Source organism: Pacificibacter maritimus (assembly GCF_003814915.1).
In the GTDB taxonomy this organism is placed as follows: Bacteria; Pseudomonadota; Alphaproteobacteria; order Rhodobacterales; family Rhodobacteraceae; genus Celeribacter; species Celeribacter maritimus.
Window position 1 is genome coordinate 91,429 of record NZ_RKQK01000002.1, and the last position, 20,797, is coordinate 112,225.

General features: G+C 52.4%; 20 protein-coding genes. 5 read left to right on the forward strand and 15 right to left on the reverse strand.

The window, feature by feature from the left end; genetic code table 11:
- The first annotated feature begins 1 nt into the window (after window position 1).
- Complete coding sequence (gene ptsP / locus EDD53_RS06990) at window positions 2-2,254, forward strand: phosphoenolpyruvate--protein phosphotransferase (protein ID WP_123792512.1); 2,253 nt, start codon at window positions 2-4, stop codon at window positions 2,252-2,254.
- A gap of 29 nt (window positions 2,255-2,283) precedes the next feature.
- Here the strand turns inward: ptsP and EDD53_RS06995 are convergent, their stop codons facing one another.
- Window positions 2,284-3,057 carry an EcsC family protein gene (locus EDD53_RS06995; RefSeq protein ID WP_123792947.1) on the reverse strand — a complete coding sequence of 258 codons (774 nt, stop codon included), beginning with the start codon at window positions 3,055-3,057 and terminating at the stop codon, window positions 2,284-2,286.
- A 75-nt stretch (window positions 3,058-3,132) separates the two neighbouring features.
- Window positions 3,133-3,624, reverse strand: coding sequence for a GNAT family N-acetyltransferase (locus tag EDD53_RS07000; RefSeq protein WP_425464048.1), 492 nt, complete (start codon window positions 3,622-3,624; stop codon window positions 3,133-3,135).
- A gap of 123 nt (window positions 3,625-3,747) precedes the next feature.
- On the opposite strand from EDD53_RS07000, the gene EDD53_RS07005 reads away from it, so the two are divergent.
- The gene (locus EDD53_RS07005; RefSeq protein WP_123792513.1) at window positions 3,748-4,335 is read left to right on the forward strand and encodes a flavin reductase family protein; all 588 of its coding nucleotides are present in this window, start codon (window positions 3,748-3,750) and stop codon (window positions 4,333-4,335) included.
- 146 nt (window positions 4,336-4,481) lie between these two features.
- Here the strand turns inward: EDD53_RS07005 and EDD53_RS07010 are convergent, their stop codons facing one another.
- From EDD53_RS07010 to EDD53_RS07020, 3 genes are all read right to left on the reverse strand, one after another.
- Window positions 4,482-6,101 (reverse strand): SulP family inorganic anion transporter, encoded by a 1,620-nt coding sequence (locus EDD53_RS07010; protein WP_123792515.1) that lies wholly within the window; start codon window positions 6,099-6,101, stop codon window positions 4,482-4,484.
- A 194-nt stretch (window positions 6,102-6,295) separates the two neighbouring features.
- Window positions 6,296-6,940, reverse strand: a complete 645-nt coding sequence (locus EDD53_RS07015; RefSeq protein ID WP_123792516.1) for an aminotransferase class IV family protein — start codon at window positions 6,938-6,940, stop codon at window positions 6,296-6,298.
- Complete coding sequence (locus EDD53_RS07020; RefSeq protein ID WP_123792517.1) at window positions 6,937-8,058, reverse strand: aminodeoxychorismate synthase component I; 1,122 nt, start codon at window positions 8,056-8,058, stop codon at window positions 6,937-6,939. The genes EDD53_RS07015 and EDD53_RS07020 overlap by 4 nt, the downstream gene beginning before the upstream one ends.
- A 160-nt stretch (window positions 8,059-8,218) precedes the next feature.
- Here EDD53_RS07020 and EDD53_RS07025 point away from each other — a divergent pair, with 160 nt between their 5' ends.
- Both EDD53_RS07025 and EDD53_RS07030 read left to right on the forward strand, forming a co-directional pair.
- Entirely contained in the window at window positions 8,219-9,091 is an 873-nt protein-coding gene (locus EDD53_RS07025; RefSeq protein ID WP_123792519.1) for an S-methyl-5'-thioadenosine phosphorylase, read from the forward strand.
- A gap of 17 nt (window positions 9,092-9,108) precedes the next feature.
- A complete protein-coding gene (locus EDD53_RS07030) occupies window positions 9,109-9,639 on the forward strand; it encodes an adenine phosphoribosyltransferase (RefSeq protein ID WP_123792520.1) in 531 nt (176 codons plus the stop codon).
- A gap of 237 nt (window positions 9,640-9,876) precedes the next feature.
- On the opposite strand, the gene EDD53_RS07035 is transcribed toward EDD53_RS07030, so the two are convergent.
- The 10 genes from EDD53_RS07035 to coxB all read right to left on the reverse strand — a co-directional run bounded on the left by EDD53_RS07035 (window position 9,877) and on the right by coxB (window position 19,000).
- Window positions 9,877-11,301: an FAD-binding oxidoreductase gene (locus EDD53_RS07035; protein WP_123792522.1), complete on the reverse strand. Its 1,425-nt coding sequence runs from the start codon at window positions 11,299-11,301 to the stop codon at window positions 9,877-9,879.
- 59 nt (window positions 11,302-11,360) lie between these two features.
- On the reverse strand, window positions 11,361-11,951 hold the full coding sequence (locus tag EDD53_RS07040; protein WP_123792523.1) for a GNAT family N-acetyltransferase: 591 nt from the start codon (window positions 11,949-11,951) through the stop codon (window positions 11,361-11,363).
- Window positions 11,951-13,210, reverse strand: coding sequence for a M16 family metallopeptidase (locus EDD53_RS07045; protein ID WP_123792525.1), 1,260 nt, complete (start codon window positions 13,208-13,210; stop codon window positions 11,951-11,953). Before EDD53_RS07045 ends, EDD53_RS07040 begins: the two co-directional genes overlap by 1 nt.
- On the reverse strand, window positions 13,207-14,589 hold the full coding sequence (gene thrC, locus EDD53_RS07050; protein WP_123792526.1) for a threonine synthase: 1,383 nt from the start codon (window positions 14,587-14,589) through the stop codon (window positions 13,207-13,209). The genes EDD53_RS07045 and thrC overlap by 4 nt, the downstream gene beginning before the upstream one ends.
- A 26-nt stretch (window positions 14,590-14,615) precedes the next feature.
- The gene (locus EDD53_RS07055; protein WP_123792528.1) at window positions 14,616-15,287 is read right to left on the reverse strand and encodes an SURF1 family protein; all 672 of its coding nucleotides are present in this window, start codon (window positions 15,285-15,287) and stop codon (window positions 14,616-14,618) included.
- A gap of 118 nt (window positions 15,288-15,405) precedes the next feature.
- Window positions 15,406-16,218 carry a cytochrome c oxidase subunit 3 gene (locus EDD53_RS07060; RefSeq protein WP_123792530.1) on the reverse strand — a complete coding sequence of 271 codons (813 nt, stop codon included), beginning with the start codon at window positions 16,216-16,218 and terminating at the stop codon, window positions 15,406-15,408.
- A gap of 42 nt (window positions 16,219-16,260) precedes the next feature.
- A complete protein-coding gene (locus EDD53_RS07065) occupies window positions 16,261-16,842 on the reverse strand; it encodes a cytochrome c oxidase assembly protein (protein WP_123792532.1) in 582 nt (193 codons plus the stop codon).
- Window positions 16,842-17,006 (reverse strand): cytochrome C oxidase assembly protein, encoded by a 165-nt coding sequence (locus EDD53_RS07070; RefSeq protein WP_123792533.1) that lies wholly within the window; start codon window positions 17,004-17,006, stop codon window positions 16,842-16,844. The genes EDD53_RS07065 and EDD53_RS07070 overlap by 1 nt, the downstream gene beginning before the upstream one ends.
- Window position 17,007: 1 nt before the next feature.
- Entirely contained in the window at window positions 17,008-17,958 is a 951-nt protein-coding gene (gene cyoE / locus EDD53_RS07075; protein ID WP_123792949.1) for a heme o synthase, read from the reverse strand.
- A 178-nt stretch (window positions 17,959-18,136) separates the two neighbouring features.
- Window positions 18,137-19,000 (reverse strand): cytochrome c oxidase subunit II, encoded by an 864-nt coding sequence (coxB, locus tag EDD53_RS07080; RefSeq protein WP_123792950.1) that lies wholly within the window; start codon window positions 18,998-19,000, stop codon window positions 18,137-18,139.
- 178 nt (window positions 19,001-19,178) lie between these two features.
- On the opposite strand from coxB, the gene tldD reads away from it, so the two are divergent.
- On the forward strand, window positions 19,179-20,600 hold the full coding sequence (gene tldD / locus EDD53_RS07085; protein WP_123792535.1) for a metalloprotease TldD: 1,422 nt from the start codon (window positions 19,179-19,181) through the stop codon (window positions 20,598-20,600).
- The last annotated feature ends 197 nt before the right edge of the window (window positions 20,601-20,797 follow it).

Sequence of the window (20,797 nt, forward strand, 5' to 3'; positions counted from 1 at the left end):
AATGGCGCAAACCAAAGAAAGTGAAAGCCGCAAACTGCTTGGCCGCTTGCGCGACACCTTGGCCGAGGATGGCGCAGGCCAAGAACGATTGGATCGCATCACCAGCCTCATCGCCGATTCCATGCGCACTGAAGTCTGTTCGATCTATCTGTTCCGCGATCACGAAACCTTGGAACTTTGCGCCACTGAGGGCTTGAACCGCGAGGCGGTTCACCAAACAAGGATGCGTGTTGGCGAAGGTCTTGTTGGCGCTGTCGCCAAGAAAAAACAAACCATCAACACTGCTGATGCCCCATCTTCCAAAGGGTTTCGCTATATGCCCGAAACGGGCGAAGAAATTTATTCATCGTTTCTTGGCTTGCCCATTCAACGCCTCGGGGACACTTTGGGCGTTTTGGTTGTGCAATCAAAAGAGGCCCGTCTGTTTTCGGGTGATGAAGTCTATGCCCTTGAAGTGGTCGCCATGGTTTTGGCCGAAATGACCGAACTTGGGGCCTTTGTCGGCGAAGAATCAGCCCTTGGCGCATTGCACCAAAACCCGATTTTAGTCCGTGGCACGATTGGCCAAGAAGGCGTGGCAGAGGGCCATGTGTATCTGCACGAACCGCGTGTTGTGGTCACAAACCCTGTTGCAGATGATCCCGAAGTGGAACTCGAACGTCTGCGTGATGCGGTAAAAGCCCTACGCATTTCTGTCGATGATATGCTGTCCGATGTGGATACAAAGGAAAAAGATCAACGTGAGGTGCTAGAAGCCTACCGCATGTTTGCCCATTCGCGCAGCTGGATGAAGCGGATGGAGGCCGATATTGATCGCGGCCTATCGGCCGAAGCCGCTGTTGAAAAAGAACAATCTTTGGCCCGCGCACGCATGGCCAATGTGCCTGACGCATACCTGCGCGAACGGCTTCATGATCTTGATGACCTGTCCAATAAGTTGCTGCGCCTGCTGACGGGGCAAGGATCGAACACAGGTGCGGAAATGCCTGATGATCCCGTTTTGGTCGCCCGCAACATCGGCCCCGGTGAATTGCTGGAATATGGGAAATCCCTGCGCGGCATCGTTTTGGAACAAGGCTCTGTCGGTTCGCACGCAGCCATTGTTGCGCGCGCTTTGGCCATCCCTTTGGTTATTCATGCGAGCAAGATCACAACAGAGGCGTTGAACGGCGATGCGATATTGGTCGATGGCGAACAGGGCGTTGTTCACCTGCGCCCAGAAGACAGTGTGGCATCCGCGTTTCGCGATAAAATCGCCATGCAAACCGAGGCGAGCAAGGCCTATACGGATTTGGTTGGCAAAGACGCAGTCACGCCCTGTGGAAAAACGATTACCCTGAACATGAACGCAGGATTGATGGCGGACCTGCCCTCTTTGTCTTCCTCTGGCGCCGAGGGTGTGGGGCTTTTTCGCACGGAACTACAATTCCTGATCCGAAATTCAGTGCCCAAACGTGGTGAACTGGCTACGCTTTACGGCCGCGTTATGGATGCAGCTCAAGGCAAACGCGTGGTGTTTCGCACCCTTGATATCGGGTCAGACAAAGTGCTGCCCTATATGAAGCCGCAAGATGAACCGAACCCAGCTATGGGGTGGCGTGCGATCCGTGTGGGATTGGACAAACGCGGTGTTATGCGCATGCAACTACAGGCCTTGATCCGAGGCTGTGCGGGGCGTCCCTTGACGATCATGTTCCCCTTTGTGGCGCAATTCGAAGAATACCGCGCAGCGCGCATGATGGTTGACGCAGAACTCGCCAATGAAAAACGACTTGGCCATGTATTGCCCTCATCCATCGAAGTTGGGGCGATGCTGGAAACCCCATCTTTGGCTTTTGCGCCAGATCAGTTTTTTAAGGAAACCGATTTCATTTCAATCGGTGGCAATGATTTAAAGCAGTTTTTCTTTGCTGCTGACCGTGAAAACGAACGTGTGCGGCGTCGCTATGACACGTTGAACGTGTCATTTCTAAGTTTCATTCGCCAAATTGTGGACCGCTGCGAAGCACATGGCACGCCCGTATCCTTTTGTGGCGAAGACGCAGGCCGCCCGCTTGAGGCCGTGTGTTTCGCTGCTATGGGCCTGAAATCCCTGTCCATGCGCCCTGCCTCAATCGGCCCGATCAAACATATCTTGCGCCAAGTCAATTTGGATGCGATCGCCGAATTAATTTCATCAGCAGCCGCGCGCGGCGAACAATCTGTGCGCAAGGATGTTGCGACCTATTTGGCTGACCAAGGCATCAAAACCTAAGCACCGATCAAGGTGATTAGCTTTCTCGTTTAAGCACGCATTTCTTTGCGCAGCATCTCTTTGAGCGTCTCGTAGCTTTCGCCACTGTCTTCGGCCAAGCGCAGCATACCAAAGGTCACATGGGCCATATCTTGGTAATAGGCAGTATAGACATAATTGGTCGCAGCCCCTGCGACAGCCCCCAAGACAGGGACAGTTTGCGCCGCGAGTTTTTGACCTAAGACGACAGACAAACGCGGTGCAACACGGGCAATGATGCCGTTCAAGGTTGCCCCCGTTAAAGATGTGCGCGCTGCTAGAAACCCTAAGTCTGCCCCGTCATCATCTTCCAAAGGACCAGCTGCGGCAAAGACATTGATGCAGGCTTTGCGGATATCATCGCGTTCAGGATCAAACCCGTGTTCATAGGCAACGGCTTGAATGGCATGCAGCAAGACTGTGGTTGTGACTGGCAATTCTGCCAAAGCCGTGGGCAAGCCACCCGCCCCACCGACAGCGCCCAATCCCGATGAGATCGCTTTTGACAGCCAGCCGCCCCCTTCGAACCCGTTTTTGCGTGATCTTGTGGCACCGCTAAAAGCCAAATCCAAGGCAGACAAGGTGGTGCTTTCAAGTTGGGTTTTTATGGGTTTGGGCAGTTTTCCAAACAAACCGTCCGCGGTGCCGCCGACCATATTTAGGATTTGCATCCCTGCGTTATTGGCGCGGCGCAGGCGTTTGGCCAAAACCCGAATGGCCTCGGGGGTCGGGGCTTGCAAGACGGCTGCATCGCCATCGTAAAGAAGCGGCGTTTTGTGTTTCATGTAATCAATGTGGGGGGCGATGCAGGGTTTGCCAAGGGGATCTTTCACCAGAGCACCCCAAAAATGGCGCTCAGCTTACACAGCGCGGCAGACTTCGCCTTGCACAGAATCCCACGCGCCGTCAGTCAGCGCCATACCCAAGATGCGATCAGGGTTGGTCGGTGGCGGCATTTTGATACCGCTGAGCAGTTTAAAACCAAACCTGCGATAATAAGGCTCATCGCCCACCAGCATCACACGGTCCCATCCCAAAAGTCGCGCGCGTTCCAAACTGTTTTGCATCAGCATCGCGCCCAAACCTTCGCCTTGGCGCGTGGGGTGTACTGCGATGGGGCCCAAGAGCAAAGACAGCGTTTTCGCCTCACCTATATGGACAGGCCAAAACCGAATAGCCGCAGCCAAAATCCCGAGATCATCGCGGGCGATTAGACAAAGATCACTGACTTTTAGCACACCATCACGCAGACGATACGACGACAAAGCCTCGCGACCAGGCGCAAAGCAGGTGTCATATAGGGCTTCAACGTCCCACATGTCTTGTGATGTTTCGACCCCTAAATGGTACACCGCCGTCCCCCATGCGCGCGAAGTCTAATAACTGCTCGAATTTTTGCTATCACGACACTAGATAGGGGGCAACGCATCAGGTGCGCTGGCATCTGTTTCACATCGCACAAAATGAGACTTCATATGTTTTATCATCCCAAAGAGGGCCACGGCCTCCCCCACAACCCCTTTAACGCAATCGTCGCACCGCGCCCGATTGCATGGGTATCCTCACGCTCGGAAGATGGCATAGACAACCTAGCGCCCTATTCATTTTTCAACGCGATCGCTTATGAGCCGCCGCAAATTATGTTCAGTTCGTCTTCGCGAAAAGACAGCCTCAACAATATCGAAACCACAGGGGTTTTCGCAGTGAATTTGGTGGGGCGTCCGATGGTGGATGTCATGAATATATCCTCTGGTCCAGTGGCCGCAGATATAGATGAATTCGACTTGGCAGGCGTGCGAAAAGCCGATTGCGCCACCATCGCCTGCCCCCGCGTTTTAGACGCGCCTGCGACCTTGGAATGCAAACTTAGCCAAGTGGTGCGCCTTGCTGGCAGCGACAACCACATGGTGATTGGCGAAGTTATCGGCGTGCATATGCGAGATGACTGCATCAAAGACGGCCGTTTCGATGTGACGGCTGCCCAGCTTGTATCGCGTTTGGGCTATCGCGATTATGCGCAGGTGACAGATGTCTTTGAGTTAAGCCGCCCTAAAAATCGCTGAACATGAGCCTGCGACGGCTGCCTTGATTGAAACGTGCGAAGGCGTGGTTGCGACCATCGAAATACCAAGTCTGGAACGCGCTTGTGAACATAAAAAAGGGCCTGCAATTGCGCAGGCCCTTTTTATTTCAAAAACCGAAACGTACCTTAATGGCCGCCTGCCAAAATCCCAGTGCGTACACCGTAATCTGTGGCGACTTCGTAATCAGGGTCATCATCACTATCGACAATCAAGTGCCCCGCTTTTGACAGCAAGCTGTGACAGTCATGGCTGAGATGACGCAGCTGGATTTCTTTGCCCGCTGCTTCGTATTTGGCTGCAATACCTTCAATTGCATTCAGCGCCGATTGGTCCGCAACGCGGCTGTCTGCAAAATCAATGATCACAGTTTTTGGGTCATTGACCACATCAAACAACTCACCAAAGCCTTCCGCAGAGCCAAAGAACAAGGGCCCTTGGATCGCGTAGACTTTCGCACCTTCTGGGGTTTCGGATTTTTGAGCATGAATGCGCGATGCGTTTTGCCATGCATAGGCCAAAGCAGAAACAATAACACCCACGACGACGGCAATCGCCAAGTCTTCCAAGACGGTTACCACAGTCACCAACACGATCACAAATGCATCGATGCGAGGCACCTTGCGCATGACTTTAAACGAATTCCAAGCGAATGTGCCGATCACAACCATGAACATCACGCCCACAAGAGCCGCCAATGGGATTGTTTCGATCAAAGGCGAAGCAACCACGATAAAGACCAGCAAGAACATCGCAGCGGCAAAGCCTGCCAAACGGGTACGCCCGCCAGATTTCACGTTGATCATCGATTGACCAATCATCGCACAACCACCCATACCGCCAAAGAAACCGGTGATGACATTGGCCACACCTTGGGCAAAACATTCTTGGGTCACGCCACCGCGCTCGCCCTTCATTTCGCCAACAAGATTCAGCGTCAAAAGGCTTTCGATCAGACCAATAGCTGCCAAGATCAAAGCGTATGGAAGGATTACATGCATCACGTCAAAGAACTGTGGCAAGCTGTCAAACATCGGCACCATTGGCACGTGGAAAGACGGCAAACCACCTTCGATTGACGCCAAGTCGCCAACGCGCGGCACTGGAATGTCAAACACAATCACAACAATCGCGGTGACCAAAATACCTGCCAAAGGCGCTGGAATGATGTTGGTGAATTTAGGCAATCCCCAAACAACAGCCATCGTCAAAGCGACCAAACCCAACATCAACACCAACGTACCTGTCGGCATCCACGCCATGTTTCCTGCGGCATCTGCCATTTTAAACTGCGTCATCTGCGCCAAGAAAATCACGATTGCCAGACCGTTAACAAAGCCCAGCATCACAGGATGCGGCACAAGTCGAATGAATTTCCCTAGTTTGAAAGCCGCAGCCAAGATTTGCAAAAGACCCATCAACACAACGGTGGCGAACAAATATTCAACACCATGTTCCGCGACCAAAGCCACCATAACAACGGCCAAAGCGCCCGTTGCGCCTGAAATCATGCCAGGACGACCGCCGATCAAAGATGTCACCAACCCCACCAAGAAAGCCGCGTAAAGCCCGACCAAAGGATGGACACCCGCCACAAAAGCAAAGGCGACGGCTTCGGGTACCAATGCCAAAGCGACAGTCAAACCCGACAAAATGTCGGTCTTTGCTTGCAGCGGCGTCAGGCGCGTGTTGCCAGAATTTGGCAACGATAATTTCTCCGCAAAAGCGGCGAGCGTTGATTGTGTCACGGGTCTATCCCAATTTCTTGATTTTACGATTGCTCGGCCTATAGCATGGGTTTTGCGCCTGTCACACCCCTGCCTGTACAAAGCTATGTGTGCGCTAACATCTGTTGCATGAATACTCGCCAGTCAGTTCGCAACCTAGCTCTACAAGCGCACGGAGCCTTTAAAAGCGAAACCAAGAAAGAGGCGTCACCCGTTTATACGCGCTGATCGTCAGAGAAAATAACTTCCGCAGGGATCAAGCTGCGTAGGGAATTGCCGAAAAAGATCGCTTTGGCGATTTTCAAGTCTTTCACTGTAAGCACTTCTTCCTCGGCGCGCCCCACATCTAGCAACTCTTGGCGCAAGATACCTGGCAACAAACCACATGACACAGGCGGGGTGAGCAATCTGACGTTGCGGCGCACAAAGATATTGCTGATCGTACCTTCGCACAGTTCATCACGCTCGTTTAAAAACAGCACCTCATCAACGCCTGCGGGCATGTCAGACCGCGCTTGCAGGTACAAGGCCCGTTTGGTGGTTTTACGCCGCAACCAAGGATCAGCGCTATCAAGGCGTTGCGACGCAATAGAGACAGTCCATTTGGCGCTCGAGTCTGGCATATCGAACTGCTCAAGCGCGCCCTGACCATCGGGATCGACGGTCAAACGCAAACGCTGGGACGCAAAGCCAGTGACGCCATTCACAAGATGGCGCAACTGCTCTTCGGGGAAGTCGATGCCAAGTTCAGCACAGGTCGCCTGCATACGTGCCAAATGACGATTGATCCGCGCAGCCCCGCCGAAAGCTGACCAGCCAAGGGTTTCAATCACCCGAAACTCAGACCCGTATTCACTCATAACCGCGCAAACTCCGCTTTGAGCAAAGCCTCATTGTATTCAGGCTGTGCTATGCTGTCATAGACCAATCCTCCACCGACGTTTAAGTGGCCCTGATTGGACCCTGCTTTAAACACCAATGTTCGGATGGCGACGTTAAATTCTGACTGCCCGTCGGGGGCGATCCAACCGATTGCCCCGCAGTAAGCCCCCCTTGGGGCCTGTTCAAGCGCATCGATAATTTCCATAGACCTTATTTTAGGCGCTCCCGTAATTGAACCACAGGGGAAAAATGCGCGGCACTTGTCATAAAAACTGATGTTGGGCAAAGCTTGCGCAGTGATGGTCGAGGTCATCTGAAAGACAGTATCGTAGCTTTCAATATCAAACAGATGCGGCACCTTGACCGATCCGACTTCACTGACCCGCGACAGGTCATTTCGCAACAGATCAACGATCATCAAGTTTTCGGCTTGGTCTTTTTCAGAGGCACGCAACCAGTCTTTGGCTGCTGCATCTTTGATCGCGTCTTTGTGGCGCGCAACTGTGCCTTTCATTGGGCGCACTGTGATTTTTCCTGCAGCATCTGTTTTGAAAAACAACTCGGGCGAACGCGATAAAAAAGTATGATGATCGGTTTCGATAAACGCGCCAAATGGGACAGCTTGGCGTGCGACCAAGGCGCTATACAATTGATTTTTTGGCGCGTCACATGTGATCGCAATCGGGAATGTGAGATTGGCCTGATAACAATCACCAGCCTCGATATAGGCTTTGACCTGATCGAAGGCCTGCGTGTAGCGCGCCAAATCCCAAAGCGGGGTCAAATCCGTAGACACAGATTGCGCCGCGACAAGCGCTGGTGCAAACTCGGGGGCTTCATACACTCCGAATTCCAATAAGGGCAAATCGCGCCCATCACGTACCAAAGGCGCTAAAGCGGGATCGAGCAACATTCCCAATTCATAGGTCATATAGCCAGCCAGCCAATGTCCATCAGCTTGTGCTTGTTCAATAGCCTCAAAGGCTTGCGACAAATCTTTTGGATCAAACACAGAAATGACGGCCAGCGGTTTCTTAAAAACCGTGCCATGAACTGATTGTTTCGCCAAAGGGCCTGTATCAAATCGAATTTGCATCACATTTCACTCATTTGCGCTGCTTTTAGGGGCAATGCTGCCGATGAGCTAGAGCGATCCGCTAGGATTCCAAACAAATGCAGCAGCAGCCTATAATTGTGCCTTTTGAAAGCCCGCTGAACAGCCTAGGTTTGAGGCAAATGAGAGATATGAGGGCAAAATGGAACGAATGATTGGTGTGATGGGCGGCTCTGGCGTTTATGAAATCGACGGATTGGAAAACGCGAAGTGGCAAAAGTTAGACACACCTTGGGGCGATCCGTCTGACGAAATTCTGACTGGGTCTTTGGACGGCGTCAAAATGGCCTTCTTGCCGCGCCATGGTCGAGGCCATGTGCACACGCCAACCACTGTTCCCTACCGCGCGAATATCGATGCGCTCAAACGCCTTGGGGTGACTGATCTTTTATCGGTCTCTGCCTGCGGGTCGTTTCGTGAAGAAATGGCACCTGGCGACTTTGTGGTCGTGGACCAGTTTATTGATCGAACCTTTGCCCGCGAAAAATCATTTTTTGGAACGGGCTGTGTTGCGCATGTCTCGGTAGCGCATCCCGTTTGTGAACGCCTGTCGGGCTTGGCCTATGAAGCCGCGCGCGCCACAGGTGTGACCGTGCACAAAGGCGGCACTTATCTCGCAATGGAAGGCCCACAGTTTTCATCTATCGCAGAAAGCAAAATGTACCGCGCTTGGGGCTGTGATGTGATCGGCATGACAAACATGCCCGAAGCCAAACTCGCCCGTGAAGCAGAGATTTGTTATGCCTCCGTTGCTATGATCACAGATTTTGACAGTTGGCACCCAGATCACGGCGCAGTCGACATCAATGCAATCATCGCGACCTTGGGTGCCAATTCCAATAATGCAAAATCTCTTGTTGCGGCCTTGCCCAAGCTTTTGACATCTGCCTATACAGCCTGCGACCACGAATGTGATCGCGCTTTGGAATACGCTGTTATGACGGCGCCTGAAAAACGCGATCCTACTTTGGTCGCGAAACTTGATGCGGTCGCTGGCCGTGTCCTGAACCGCTAAATGACCAAAGGCGCGCTATGAAAACTGTTAAAGACTATATCCGCACGATCCCTGATTTCCCGCATGAAGGCATCATGTTCCGCGATGTAACCACGCTGTTCTCTGATCCACGCGGTATGCGTTTGGCCATCGATCAAATGCTTGCGCCTTATGTCGGCACACGGATCGACAAAGTTGTCGGTCTGGAAGCGCGTGGATTCATTTTGGGTGGCGCTGTGGCGCACCAATTGTCTGTGGGGTTTGTCCCTGTGCGCAAGAAAGGCAAATTGCCCGGCAAAGTGATCAGTCAAGATTACAGTCTTGAGTACGGTCAAGCGACGGTCGAAATGCATACGGATGCGATTGAAGCGGGTGAAAAGATTTTGGTCGTGGACGATCTGTTGGCAACGGGTGGTACGGCCGAAGCGGGAATCACTTTGATTGAACGCTTGGGCGGCGAAATTGTGAGCTGTTCTTTTGTTGTCGATCTGCCTGAGCTTGGTGGGCGTAAAAAGCTTGCAGGGCTTGGCTATGACGTACATTGCCTGTGTGATTTCGAGGGCGCATAAATTCGCCCCGACATTCTAGCGCCCCCACATCTTTTTTCGGGAAGGTGTGGGTGACCGCATAAATTCGGCAAAGCCGACACAAACAAATCACTCGCTACTCAAAAAATTTAAATTGCGACCACCCACGCAACAATCATGCCAGAATTCACAAAAACCACAACCACGAGATGAACTGACCAGTCAAAAAAAACGCTAATATTGTGCGTTCTCAGCACGCTCTATGGATATCAAGCCAAATTAGGTCGCACCCGCCGCACGCAAAACGGCGCCCGAGTTTAAAATTCCTTTCGGGTCCAAGGCCGTTTTAATAGCGCGCATTGCGGCAAGTTTTACGGGATCTTGGTAGCGTTCAAGGTCTTCCACCTTCAGTCGCCCCACTCCATGTTCTGCACTGACAGACCCCTCATAGGCATGGGTCAAATCATGCACCGTTTTCTTGACCGCCGCGCGAATATCATCGAAATCCTTGCGATCCAATCCCTTGGCTGGGAACACATTGTAATGCAGATTGCCATCCCCCAAGTGCCCAAAGCAATTGACCCTTACATCCCCCAAAGCCTGCAATTTAGCGATTCCTTCGGGAATAAAATCAGGGATTCGCGACACAGGAATCGAAATATCATGCGATGAAATAGAACCGATATTGCGATTGCCAACGGGAATATGTTCACGCACGGCCCAAAATTCCTGCCGCTGCGCTTCGCTTTGAGAAATCACACCATCTGACACCAAACCTGCGGCAAGCGCCTTTTCAAAGAGAGCCAAAAGCATCTCTTCAGGGACAGCTTCAGCGGAAACGCCAAGGTCAATTAAAACGCACCAGTCAGGACGGACTTCAAAGGGTTGGCGCAGATCTGGCAGGGTTTCGGTCAAAAAGTCCAACCCAACGCCCGAAATAAGTTCAAAGGCAGAAATACCTTCCCCGACAGTGGCTTGCGCCATAGCAAGCAGATCAATTGCGCTTTTGGGATCTTCGACGACAAAAACAGCCGCGGCAGTTTTCGAAGGGCGCGCAAACAGGCGCAGTGTCGCAGCGGTGATGATGCCTAGTGTGCCTTCTGAACCGATCATCAGGTTTTTTAGATCATAGCCTGTGTTGTCTTTGCGCAGCCGCTTTAGCCCATGCCAGATCGTGCCATCGGCCATGACCACTTCGAGCCCCAAACACAAATCGCGGGTATTGCCATAACGCAAAACATTTAAGCCGCCCGCATTCGTTGCAAGGTTTCCGCCAATGCGGCAGGATCCTTCTGAGGCCAAAGACAGTGGAAACAAGCGATCAACGGCTTCTGCTGCGGCCTGAACATCGTGCAAAATGGCACCTGCTTCGACAACCATAGCGTTTTCTGATGGGTAGACCTCGCGGATGGCAGTCATGCGCTCTAGTGAAATTACGACAGGTGCAGGGCCTGAATGTGCCACCTGCCCCAAGACCAACCCTGTACCGCCGCCAAGGGGCACAATGCCGACCCCCGCCGCGTGACACAGGCGGGCAATTGTAGACACCTCATCGACACAATGCGGTGTGGCGACCACGGCAGCCAGCCCCACATGACGCCCACGCGGGTCATCCAGTTCGCCTGCTTTGACAGCGCGAAACCGCCCCTTTGGCAAGGCATCTTGCAGGTCGGCCAAAAATTCAGCTGTTGCGGCATTGGTCATGGAACGTTCCTTTTGCATGTCGGTCGCACTGCTCTGCTATCTACGCAGGGCCAAGCGGCTTAGGCCAGCCCGACTTGGGTCGGCCCCCGACGATCATTGCGCAAAGACGAATAGAGCACATGATTGCGCCATCGCCCATTAATTTGAAGATAGGATTGCGCCACGCCTTCGTACTTGAAGCCTGCTTTTTCCAACACGCCACGCGAGGCAGTGTTTTCGGGCAGGCAAGCGGCCTCGACGCGGCTAAGATCCAGCTTGGTGAAACTGTAATGCACCACTGCGGCCAATGCTTCGCGCATATAGCCTTGGCGGGCGAAGCCATGCCCAATCCAATAGCCCACTGTGCCTGCTTGGGCGGGGCCACGGCGAATATTGTCAAGAGTCAAGGCCCCCAGCAAAACATTGTCTTCGCGACGGACCAAAAACAAAGGCAAAGCTGTTTGCGCAACGACAGAGCGCTGCGCCCAATATACGCGATTGGTAAATCCCTTACGTGACAGATGGTCAGCCGCCCATTGCGGTTCCCAAGGCTGCAAAAAAGTTTGGCCTTGGCTGCGCAAATCGCGCCAGTCCAAATAATCAGAATGCATAGGCAGTCGCAGCGTCATCCGCTCTGTTTCGATCCGAATCTTTGACCGCCGCGTGAACATTACCCCTGCAACCTCGCCTTCAACGCATCAAGACTTGGTGCTGTTTTCGCAGGCCCGTACAAAGCCATAGCCGCAGAGCCTGTGCCCATATTGCCAATAAATTGACGCACCTGCCCAACTGTAACCGCATCGATTTTTTCAACGGTTTCAGATAGATCAGGGATGCGGTCCCATATGGCAATCATCCGCGCGTTGCGTTCTACACGCGATCCAGGACTTTCCAATCCCATCAAAAGACCCGCTTTGATCTGCGCACAGGCCCGCATGACTTCGGCCTCAGACATATCATCGGCAGAGCGCTTGAGTTCATCCATCGTCAGTTCGGTCAACTCGGCCACATCATCGCCAGAAGTGCCTGCGTAAATCGTGGTGGTGCCAGTGTCAGAATGCGCGCCGCTTTGGGCGTAAATCGTGTAGCACAGTCCTTTTTGTTCGCGAATAGACTGGAACAAGCGCGAAGACATACCGCCACCAAGCGCAGTGCTGGCAGCTTGGGCGATGTAAATATCTTGATCGCGGTAGCTTGGCCCCTCAAAGGCGATGGCGACATGAACCTGTTCCAGCGCTTTGTCTTTGCGAAATTCCCCACCTACAAATTTCGCGGGATCAGCGCGGTCACTGCCATGGGCCGTCAGGTGACCAAACAGCTTTTCAGCCTCGGCCACGATTTTATCGTGATCGACATTGCCCGCAGCTGACAAAACCATGCGTTCGGGCGAATAGTGTTCTTGCACAAACCCTGCAAGATCGTCGCGCGAAAAGGCGCGCACCCGCTCTTCTGGCCCCAAAATAGTACGTCCGATGGCTTGATCAGGATAGGATACTTCCTGCAACCAATCGAAAATAATATCGTCGGGCGTATCCAAAGCTTGGCCAATTTCTTGCAAAATCACGCCGCGTTCGACTTCCAGTTCACGCGCATCGAAAATCGGGTTCAGCACGATATCTGCGATGACATCTAAGGCCAAAGGCACATCTTCTTTCAGCACACGCGCGTAATAGGCGGTGGTTTCACGCGATGTATAGGCATTTAAATAGCCGCCAACATTTTCCAAAACTTCGGCGATTTCTAAAGGCGAACGCCGCGCGGTGCCCTTGAATGCCATATGTTCCAGAAAATGCGCGATACCGTTTTGCTCTAAACGCTCATGACGTCCACCCGCTTGGACCCAAATGCCAATAGAGGCACTTTCCATAGAGGGCATATGTTCTGTGACGATGCGCAACCCATTGCTGAGCCGATGTATTTTGTGGCTCAAGAAATGCGCTCCTTCACCAAGGCTTTCAAACCTGCAAGATCATTTGGAACCACCGTGAAGCGCTCATCGCGCTCAAACAGTCCCGCCATATGAGGGGGCAGATCTGGGTGCACACCACAGGCCGCTTTCACGGCTGCAGGGAATTTCGCAGGATGCGCTGTGGCCAAGGTGATCATCGGCACATTTGACAAGTGTTCTTCACCAACCTTCACGCCGACAGCAGAATGTGGGCACAGCACTTCGTTTGTGCGGGTCTGCATGTCTTTGATCGTAGCTGTGGTTTCATCTTCTGAAGCACGACCAGATTTGAAAGTCTCGCTGAGGCTTTGCATTGCCCCTTGCGAAATTTTGAATTCGCCAGCCTTCAATTCCGTCATCAATTGCGCAACGGCACCACCATCTCGACCATATGCATCGAAGAGTGCGCGTTCAAAATTGGACGACACTTGGATATCCATCGACGGTGACATGGACGGTGTGACACCCTGTTTGGTGTAAGCGCCTGTTTGCATCGTGCGGTGCAGAATGTCGTTCTGGTTGGTCGCGATCACCAAGTCTTTAATCGGAAGCCCCATCTTTTTGGCGATATAGCCAGCAAAGATGTCACCAAAGTTACCTGTTGGCACAGTGAAAGACACTTCGCGCAAAGGTGACCCCAAAGAAACAGCGGATGAAAAGTAATATACCACTTGCGCCAAAACGCGCGCCCAGTTGATGGAATTCACCGCAGCAAGTTTCACGCCATCACGAAACTCAATATCGGCAAACATGTCTTTGAGGGCTGCTTGGCAATCATCAAAATCGCCTTCGACGGCCAAAGCGTGGACATTGCTTTCGCTAGGCGTTGTCATCTGACGGCGCTGCACATCTGAGACCCCGCCATGCGGATACATGATGAACACGTCCACATTGTCCAAACCTTTAAAGGCTTCGATTGCCGCTGACCCTGTATCGCCAGAGGTCGCGCCGACAATGGTCACGCGGTCACCGCGCCGTTCAAGGGCGGCTTGAAACAACTGGCCAATCAATTGCATGGCGAAATCTTTAAACGCCAAGGTTGGGCCATGGAACAATTCAAGCAAGAAGTGGTTTGGCCCAAGCTGTTTTAATGGCGCGCGCGCGTCATGGCCGAAGCCTGCATAGGATTTTGCGATGATGCCTTTGAATTCTGCATCGGTAAATGTATCGCCGATAAACGGTTTCATCACCCGAAATGCGATGTCTTCATATGGCAAGCCCGCCAAAGCCGCGATGTCATCGCTGGACATCGTCGGGATGGTTTCAGGCACATAAAGCCCGCCATCAGAGGCAAGACCTGTGAGCATAGCATCTTCGAAAGTCAAAGCCGGCGCAGTGCCGCGTGTAGAAATATATTGCATGGGGCCCTATCAGAGTTGGGATCGCATTAAACAGTTCGGGTTTTGATACGCCACAGAAGGAAGAGTGTCATCCCCAACCAGACAAGTGCGAGCGAAAACCACGTAATTGCGTAGTGAAGATGATCGTTTGGGATGCCTTCCACGCCAAGCGGCATGGCCTCAATCGCTTGGCCAGTATCTTGGCGGGCGACGATCAAGACATCAGATGTCGACAAAGTGGTGGCCATAGCGCCTATATCGCGCCCAAACCAGATATTGCGGTCAAAATCAGGCTGAGGCGTCGAACTGTTCATATCATCAGGCCAATGCAAATTTCCGACGATTGTGACGCCTGTCTGTGCGGGGCGCGCTGTGTCTTTTTCATCCAAAGGAATAAACCCGCGGTCAAGCAACACGCGGCGACCGTCATCAAGCGTAAAGGGCGCGATCACGCGATAGCCTGCTCCGTCGGATTTACGCGAGACCAAAACATGCAGTTCTTCTGCGCCGATGGTGCCCGTCGCTTGTACAGGCAAATGTTTCATATCAATCGAAATCATTGCGGGCAGTGGCACTGGGTCTGCGGCAATATCCGCTTCGATTTGAGCTAAGATGCCTTGTTTCCAGCCCATACGCTGCACTTGCCACCGCCCCAATGACACAAGGATCGCAATGCCGATCAAGCCGATCAGCAGCGGAACAATCATTCGTTTTAACATAGGCTTGGGCCTTTCACACAAGAGAGCCTGGATTGGGCAAATGAAGGTAAAAACGCAACAGGGCGCAGCAATGCCACGCCCTGTAAATCATCCATTCGGTCTCAGACTTCAAGTCGATTTAGAAACCTGACTGACCCCAGATGTAGACGGCAACGAACAAGAAGAGCCAAACAACATCAACGAAGTGCCAGTACCAAGCTGCCGCTTCGAAACCGATGTGATCCTCGGGCGTGAAATCGCCTTTCATGGAGCGGATCAAACAGATTGTCAGAAAGATTGTGCCGACGATCACGTGGAAACCGTGAAACCCTGTCGCCATAAAGAAGGAGCCGTAAAAGAATTCACCGCTGAATGTCCAACCTTCATGTACCAACAATTCGTAGTATTCATAGGCTTGGAACAATGTGAAAACAGCACCGAAACCAACGCTCAGCGCCAGACCAGCAACAAGGTCTTTACGGATATTTCCGTGGACCAGTGCGTGGTGCGCCCAAGTCACAGCACAACCAGACAAAAGCAACAGCAAGGTGTTGATCAAAGGCAGGTGAAACGCATCAACCGCTATGATTTCAGGTTTCACATATTCTGTGCCTGCATATTCATACATCGGGAAAATAGCGTTTTTGAAGAAAGCCCAGAACCATGCGGCAAAGAACATGACTTCGGACATGATGAACATGATAAAGCCATAGCGCAGGCCGATGCGTACAACAGGGGTGTGATCACCCGCTTTGTTTTCAGCTATGGTTTCAGCCCACCAAGCCCACATAACGTAAAGCACGGCGATAAGACCGATGAGGAACATCCAAGGCGATCCCTTGGCCATCCACATAACAGCGCCAAAGAACATGACAAAAGCGGCGATGCCGCCCAGCATAGGTTTCGTGGATGGTGGCAGAATGTGATAATCGTGGTTCTTTACATGAGCCATAGTCTTGCGTCCCTCTCCCTCGGGGTATTTTCCCTAATGGGTTCAGTTAAGATCAGTTGCCTTCGACGTGTCGCTTTGCAAAGCGGCAAGTTCTTCGGGCAGATCGGTTTCGTAGAATGTATACGACAATGTGATGCGATGTACATATTTCGCGTCACGGTCAGTGGTGATTTCGGGGTCCACATAAAAGGTTACTGGCATCAGCACGGTTTCACCGGGCTGAAGAACCTGCTCTGTGAAGCAAAAACAATCGATTTTAGTGAAAAACCCACCCGCCTCATAGGGGGCGACGTTGTAAGCAGCAGTGCCTGCAATCACGCGGTCGGTGGGATTATGCGCTTCATAAAAGGCCAAACCTGTCTCACCAATGCGAATCTCCATTTCGCGTACGGCGGGTTTGAAATCCCAAGCCATGCCAGCGTCTGTATTGGCATCGAAACGAATCTTAATCGTCTCATCCAAGATCACATCAGATCCTGCGTCAGCTTCCAAAGTGGTGCCACCGAATCCTGTGACAGCGCAAAACCAGCTGTAGAATGGCACAGAGGCCCATGCCAAAGCGCCCATCATAACAACAACGCCAACCAGTTTTACAACGGTTTTTTGGGGTCCATCCATCGCCATTATTCTGCTGCCTCGGCACCGCCAAGGGGCGCCAAATCCGTTGTCGTGACTTTCACAACGGTGAGTGCCAAGATCAAACCAACAAAGGTCACAAGCACCAGCCCAAGGCCGACATTGCGCGATTTGCGTCTTTTGTGCATCTCATGAAGCTTAGTGATTGCCATCTTAAAACAGTCCTTTAAAGCCCATGCCGTCGAAAACGCCACTGAGCATTGCGTCTATCATCAACGCGCTGAAATGCGCAAAGAGATAAGCCAAAGACAGTTTAAAGAAAGACCGTTCTGCTTTGAAATTATCTGCCTTTGACGCTGCATCATCACGTCGCCATATTTTTACAGCGCCGATGATAAACAAGGCGTTCATCACTGCAAATGCGACCAAATAGACCAGACCTGCGATTGGTGTAAACAATAATGCACCAGCAGTCAGCGCCAGCAACAAGGTGTAGACCAAGATGTGATTGCGCGTTGATCTTGTGCCATGGGTGACGGGCAGCATCGGCACTTTGGCTTTGTCGTAATCAGAATTCATGAACAGCGCCAAGGCCCAGAAATGCGGGGGCGTCCACATAAATGTCAAAGCAAACATCAAGGTGCTGGTGATGGTGATATCGCCAGTCACGACAGCCCAGCCAATCATCGGAGGAAAAGCGCCAGCGGCACCACCAATCACGATGTTTTGCGGCGTCGAACGCTTGAGCCACATGGTGTAAACCACAGCGTAGAAGAAGATCGTAAAGGCCAAAAGCCCCGCTGCCACCCAATTGCTGGCCAATCCCAACATAATCACAGCGAATGCAGATAGGGTAATGCCGATGGCCAAAGCTTCGCCTTCGGTCACTTTTCCCGCAGGAATGGGGCGGCCTTTGGTGCGCTTCATCACGCGGTCGATGTCAGCATCATACCACATATTCAAAGCGCCAGAGGCACCGCCACCGATTGCGATGCAAAGAATGGAAAAGAAAGCGACAAATGGATGCACCGTGCCAGGTGCCACGATCAACCCCACAAGGGCAGTAAAAACAACCAAAGACATCACGCGCGGCTTCAACAGCGCAAAGAAATCACCGAAATCAGCGTCATGGTCTGGGTCTGCTATGATGGATGCGTCAGTCATCATTGGCCTTGTGTTTGTGCTGTCGTCGTTATGGTCAATATCGGGTTTCATGTGCGTTGACCCCCGCGACCTGTCTCAAGCAGATAAGCCCCTGTCCCAAAAGTACAGGTTGCTCACCGCTGTGTTGCGTTATCAAAAAGGCACGCGCTTTTGCAGCCCGCGCCTTTATCATGTGCATTTACTCAGCAGACGCCAGTTGAACCTGTTGCGCAGGCGTATCAAGTGACGCGTATTCGTCAATCGCGCCAGCCAACCATGCGTCGTAGTCTTCTTGTGAAACAACTTTCACAGTGATCGGCATGTAGGCGTGATCTTTACCGCAAAGCTCGGAACATTGACCAAAGAATGTGCCAGTCTTTTCTGCATTGAACCAAAGTTCAGCAACACGACCAGGAACCGCATCTTGTTTCACGCCAAATGCTGGAATTGTCCAAGAATGGATCACATCCGCACCTGTCACGCCCATAACAACAGTTTTGCCAACAGGCACGACCACGGCTGTATCCGTTGCAAGCAAGTACAAGCTGTCATCATATCCAGCCTCAGCCAATTCATCACGATCCAACAAGTAGCTGTCGAATGCGAAACCCTCGTCTACATATTCGTAACCCCAGTACCATTGGTATCCTGTTACTTTGATGTAGATATCGCCTTCACGAATTTCTTGCTGTTTGAACAAAACGGGCAATGAAAACGCGCCGATACCCACAAGGATCAAAACAGGGATCAATGTCCAAGCGATCTCAATTGGCGTGTTGTGAGTGAATGTTTTGGGCTCAGGGTTCGCACGACGGTTGTAGCGAATGATGACCCAAGCCAGCAAAACACAAACGAACAATGTGATGATACCAATGATCCAAAGCAACAAGTGATCCAAACCTTGCAAATCGCGCGCAAGCTCGGTGGCAGCAGGCTGAAAGCCCATTTTTCCGTCCACTGGCGCGCCGAGCAATTCGCCCGCTTGCTGCGCTGTGGCTGCACCCGATACGGTGGTGGCTAAAATTGTGGCTGCAAGGCCAGACAAAAAGCGTTCTGTGCGCATGTTCTTTTCCCATTTTGCTAGCGCAACAGTGATAAGTGCGCCGCAGTGCCCGAAGTTTGGGCGAATTTCGTTTGAGTCTTGCCCACCAAAAACCATATTAAGCCCGATGGAACAAGAATTCTGCGTCGCCATTGACCGTGTTTTTTGATTTAGATCAAGTCCCCAAGGAGAAAAAGTGATGCCATCGAGACGTTTTGACCCATTCGAGACCCTCTTGGATCAGGCTCAGGCCCTATCCATCCTGCAAAAAGCGACAGCGGGGGCCGATGATGGGGAAATATTCTTTGAAAGACGCACCTCCGAAGGGATTGTGTTGGACGACGGGCGAATCCGCAATGCGACCTATGACGCGTCTGAGGGATTCGGCCTGCGGGCTGTGCGCGGCGAAACCGCTGGATATGCCCATTCCACAGAAATTTCCGAATCGTCACTCAAACGTGCGGCAGAAACGGCGCGTTTGGCCGTGGGAGCAGGCGGCGGCACTTTGGCCGATGCGCCGCGCGCCACTAACGTAAAGCTTTATACAGATGAAAATCCGATGGAAGGCGCAGCTTTCAATGTCAAAATCGACACATTGAAAGAGATCGATGATTTCTTGCGCACCCTTGATCCACGCGTGGTGCAGGTCACCGCCTCCATTGCCGCATCATATCAAGAGGTCTTTATCTTACGCCCCGAAGGCGGCCTTATGTCCGACCAGCGCCCCATGGCGCGGCTGAATATTTCAGTGATCGTCGATAAAGACGGTCGGCGCGAAAGCGGTTCAGCAGGCGGCGGCGGACGTACAGGTCTGACGGGCATGCTTGATCCCGCGCATTGGAAATCAATCGCCACGGAAGCTCTACGAATTGCTTGCGTCAACCTTGAATCCGTCCCTGCCCCTGCGGGTGTTATGGATGTGGTTTTGGGCAATGGCTGGCCTGGCATCTTGCTGCACGAAGCCGTGGGGCATGGGCTTGAGGGCGATTTCAATCGCAAAGAAACATCCGCCTTTTCTGGATTGTTAGGCCAACAGATCGCAGCCAAAGGCGTGACTGTTTTGGATGATGGCACCATCCCTGATCGACGCGGGTCTATTTCGGTCGATGACGAAGGCACGCCCAGCGCCAAGAATACTCTGATCGAAGACGGCATTCTGGTGGGCTATATGCAAGATCGCCAAAACGCGCGCCTCATGGGGGTCGACCCTACAGGAAACGGGCGGCGCGAAAGCTATGCGCACACGCCCATGCCACGCATGACCAACACCTATATGCTTGGGGGCGACACACCGCCCGAAGACATCGTGGCAAATCTTAAAGATGGCATTTATGCGGTCGGTTTTGGGGGTGGTCAGGTGGACATCACCAATGGCAAATTCGTATTTTCATGCACCGAAGCCTATCAGGTGAAAAACGGCGTGATCGGCGCGCCCGTGAAAGGCGCGACCTTGATTGGCGATGGCGCAACATCGCTGAAACACATCCGCGCTTTGGGGAATGATATGGCGCTTGATCCAGGCATGGGCAATTGCGGCAAAGCGGGCCAATGGGTGCCTGTGGGTGTGGGGCAACCTACGGTGATGATCGGTGAATTGACTGTGGGCGGCTCTGCAACATAGGGGGCTATGGCGTGATTTACCGCACATCAAAAGGTTAACACGCCCCATAGAATTCAGAGACCCCTCAAGGAATGGGCGGCCTAAGGGTCGCCTTTTTGCTTACGCCCCTACGTCACCCTTAACAAAATACCCATAAAACCAAGGAATTGCCTAAATATTTCACTAAGTTTGAAGATTATTCGCTAACGGTAACGGGT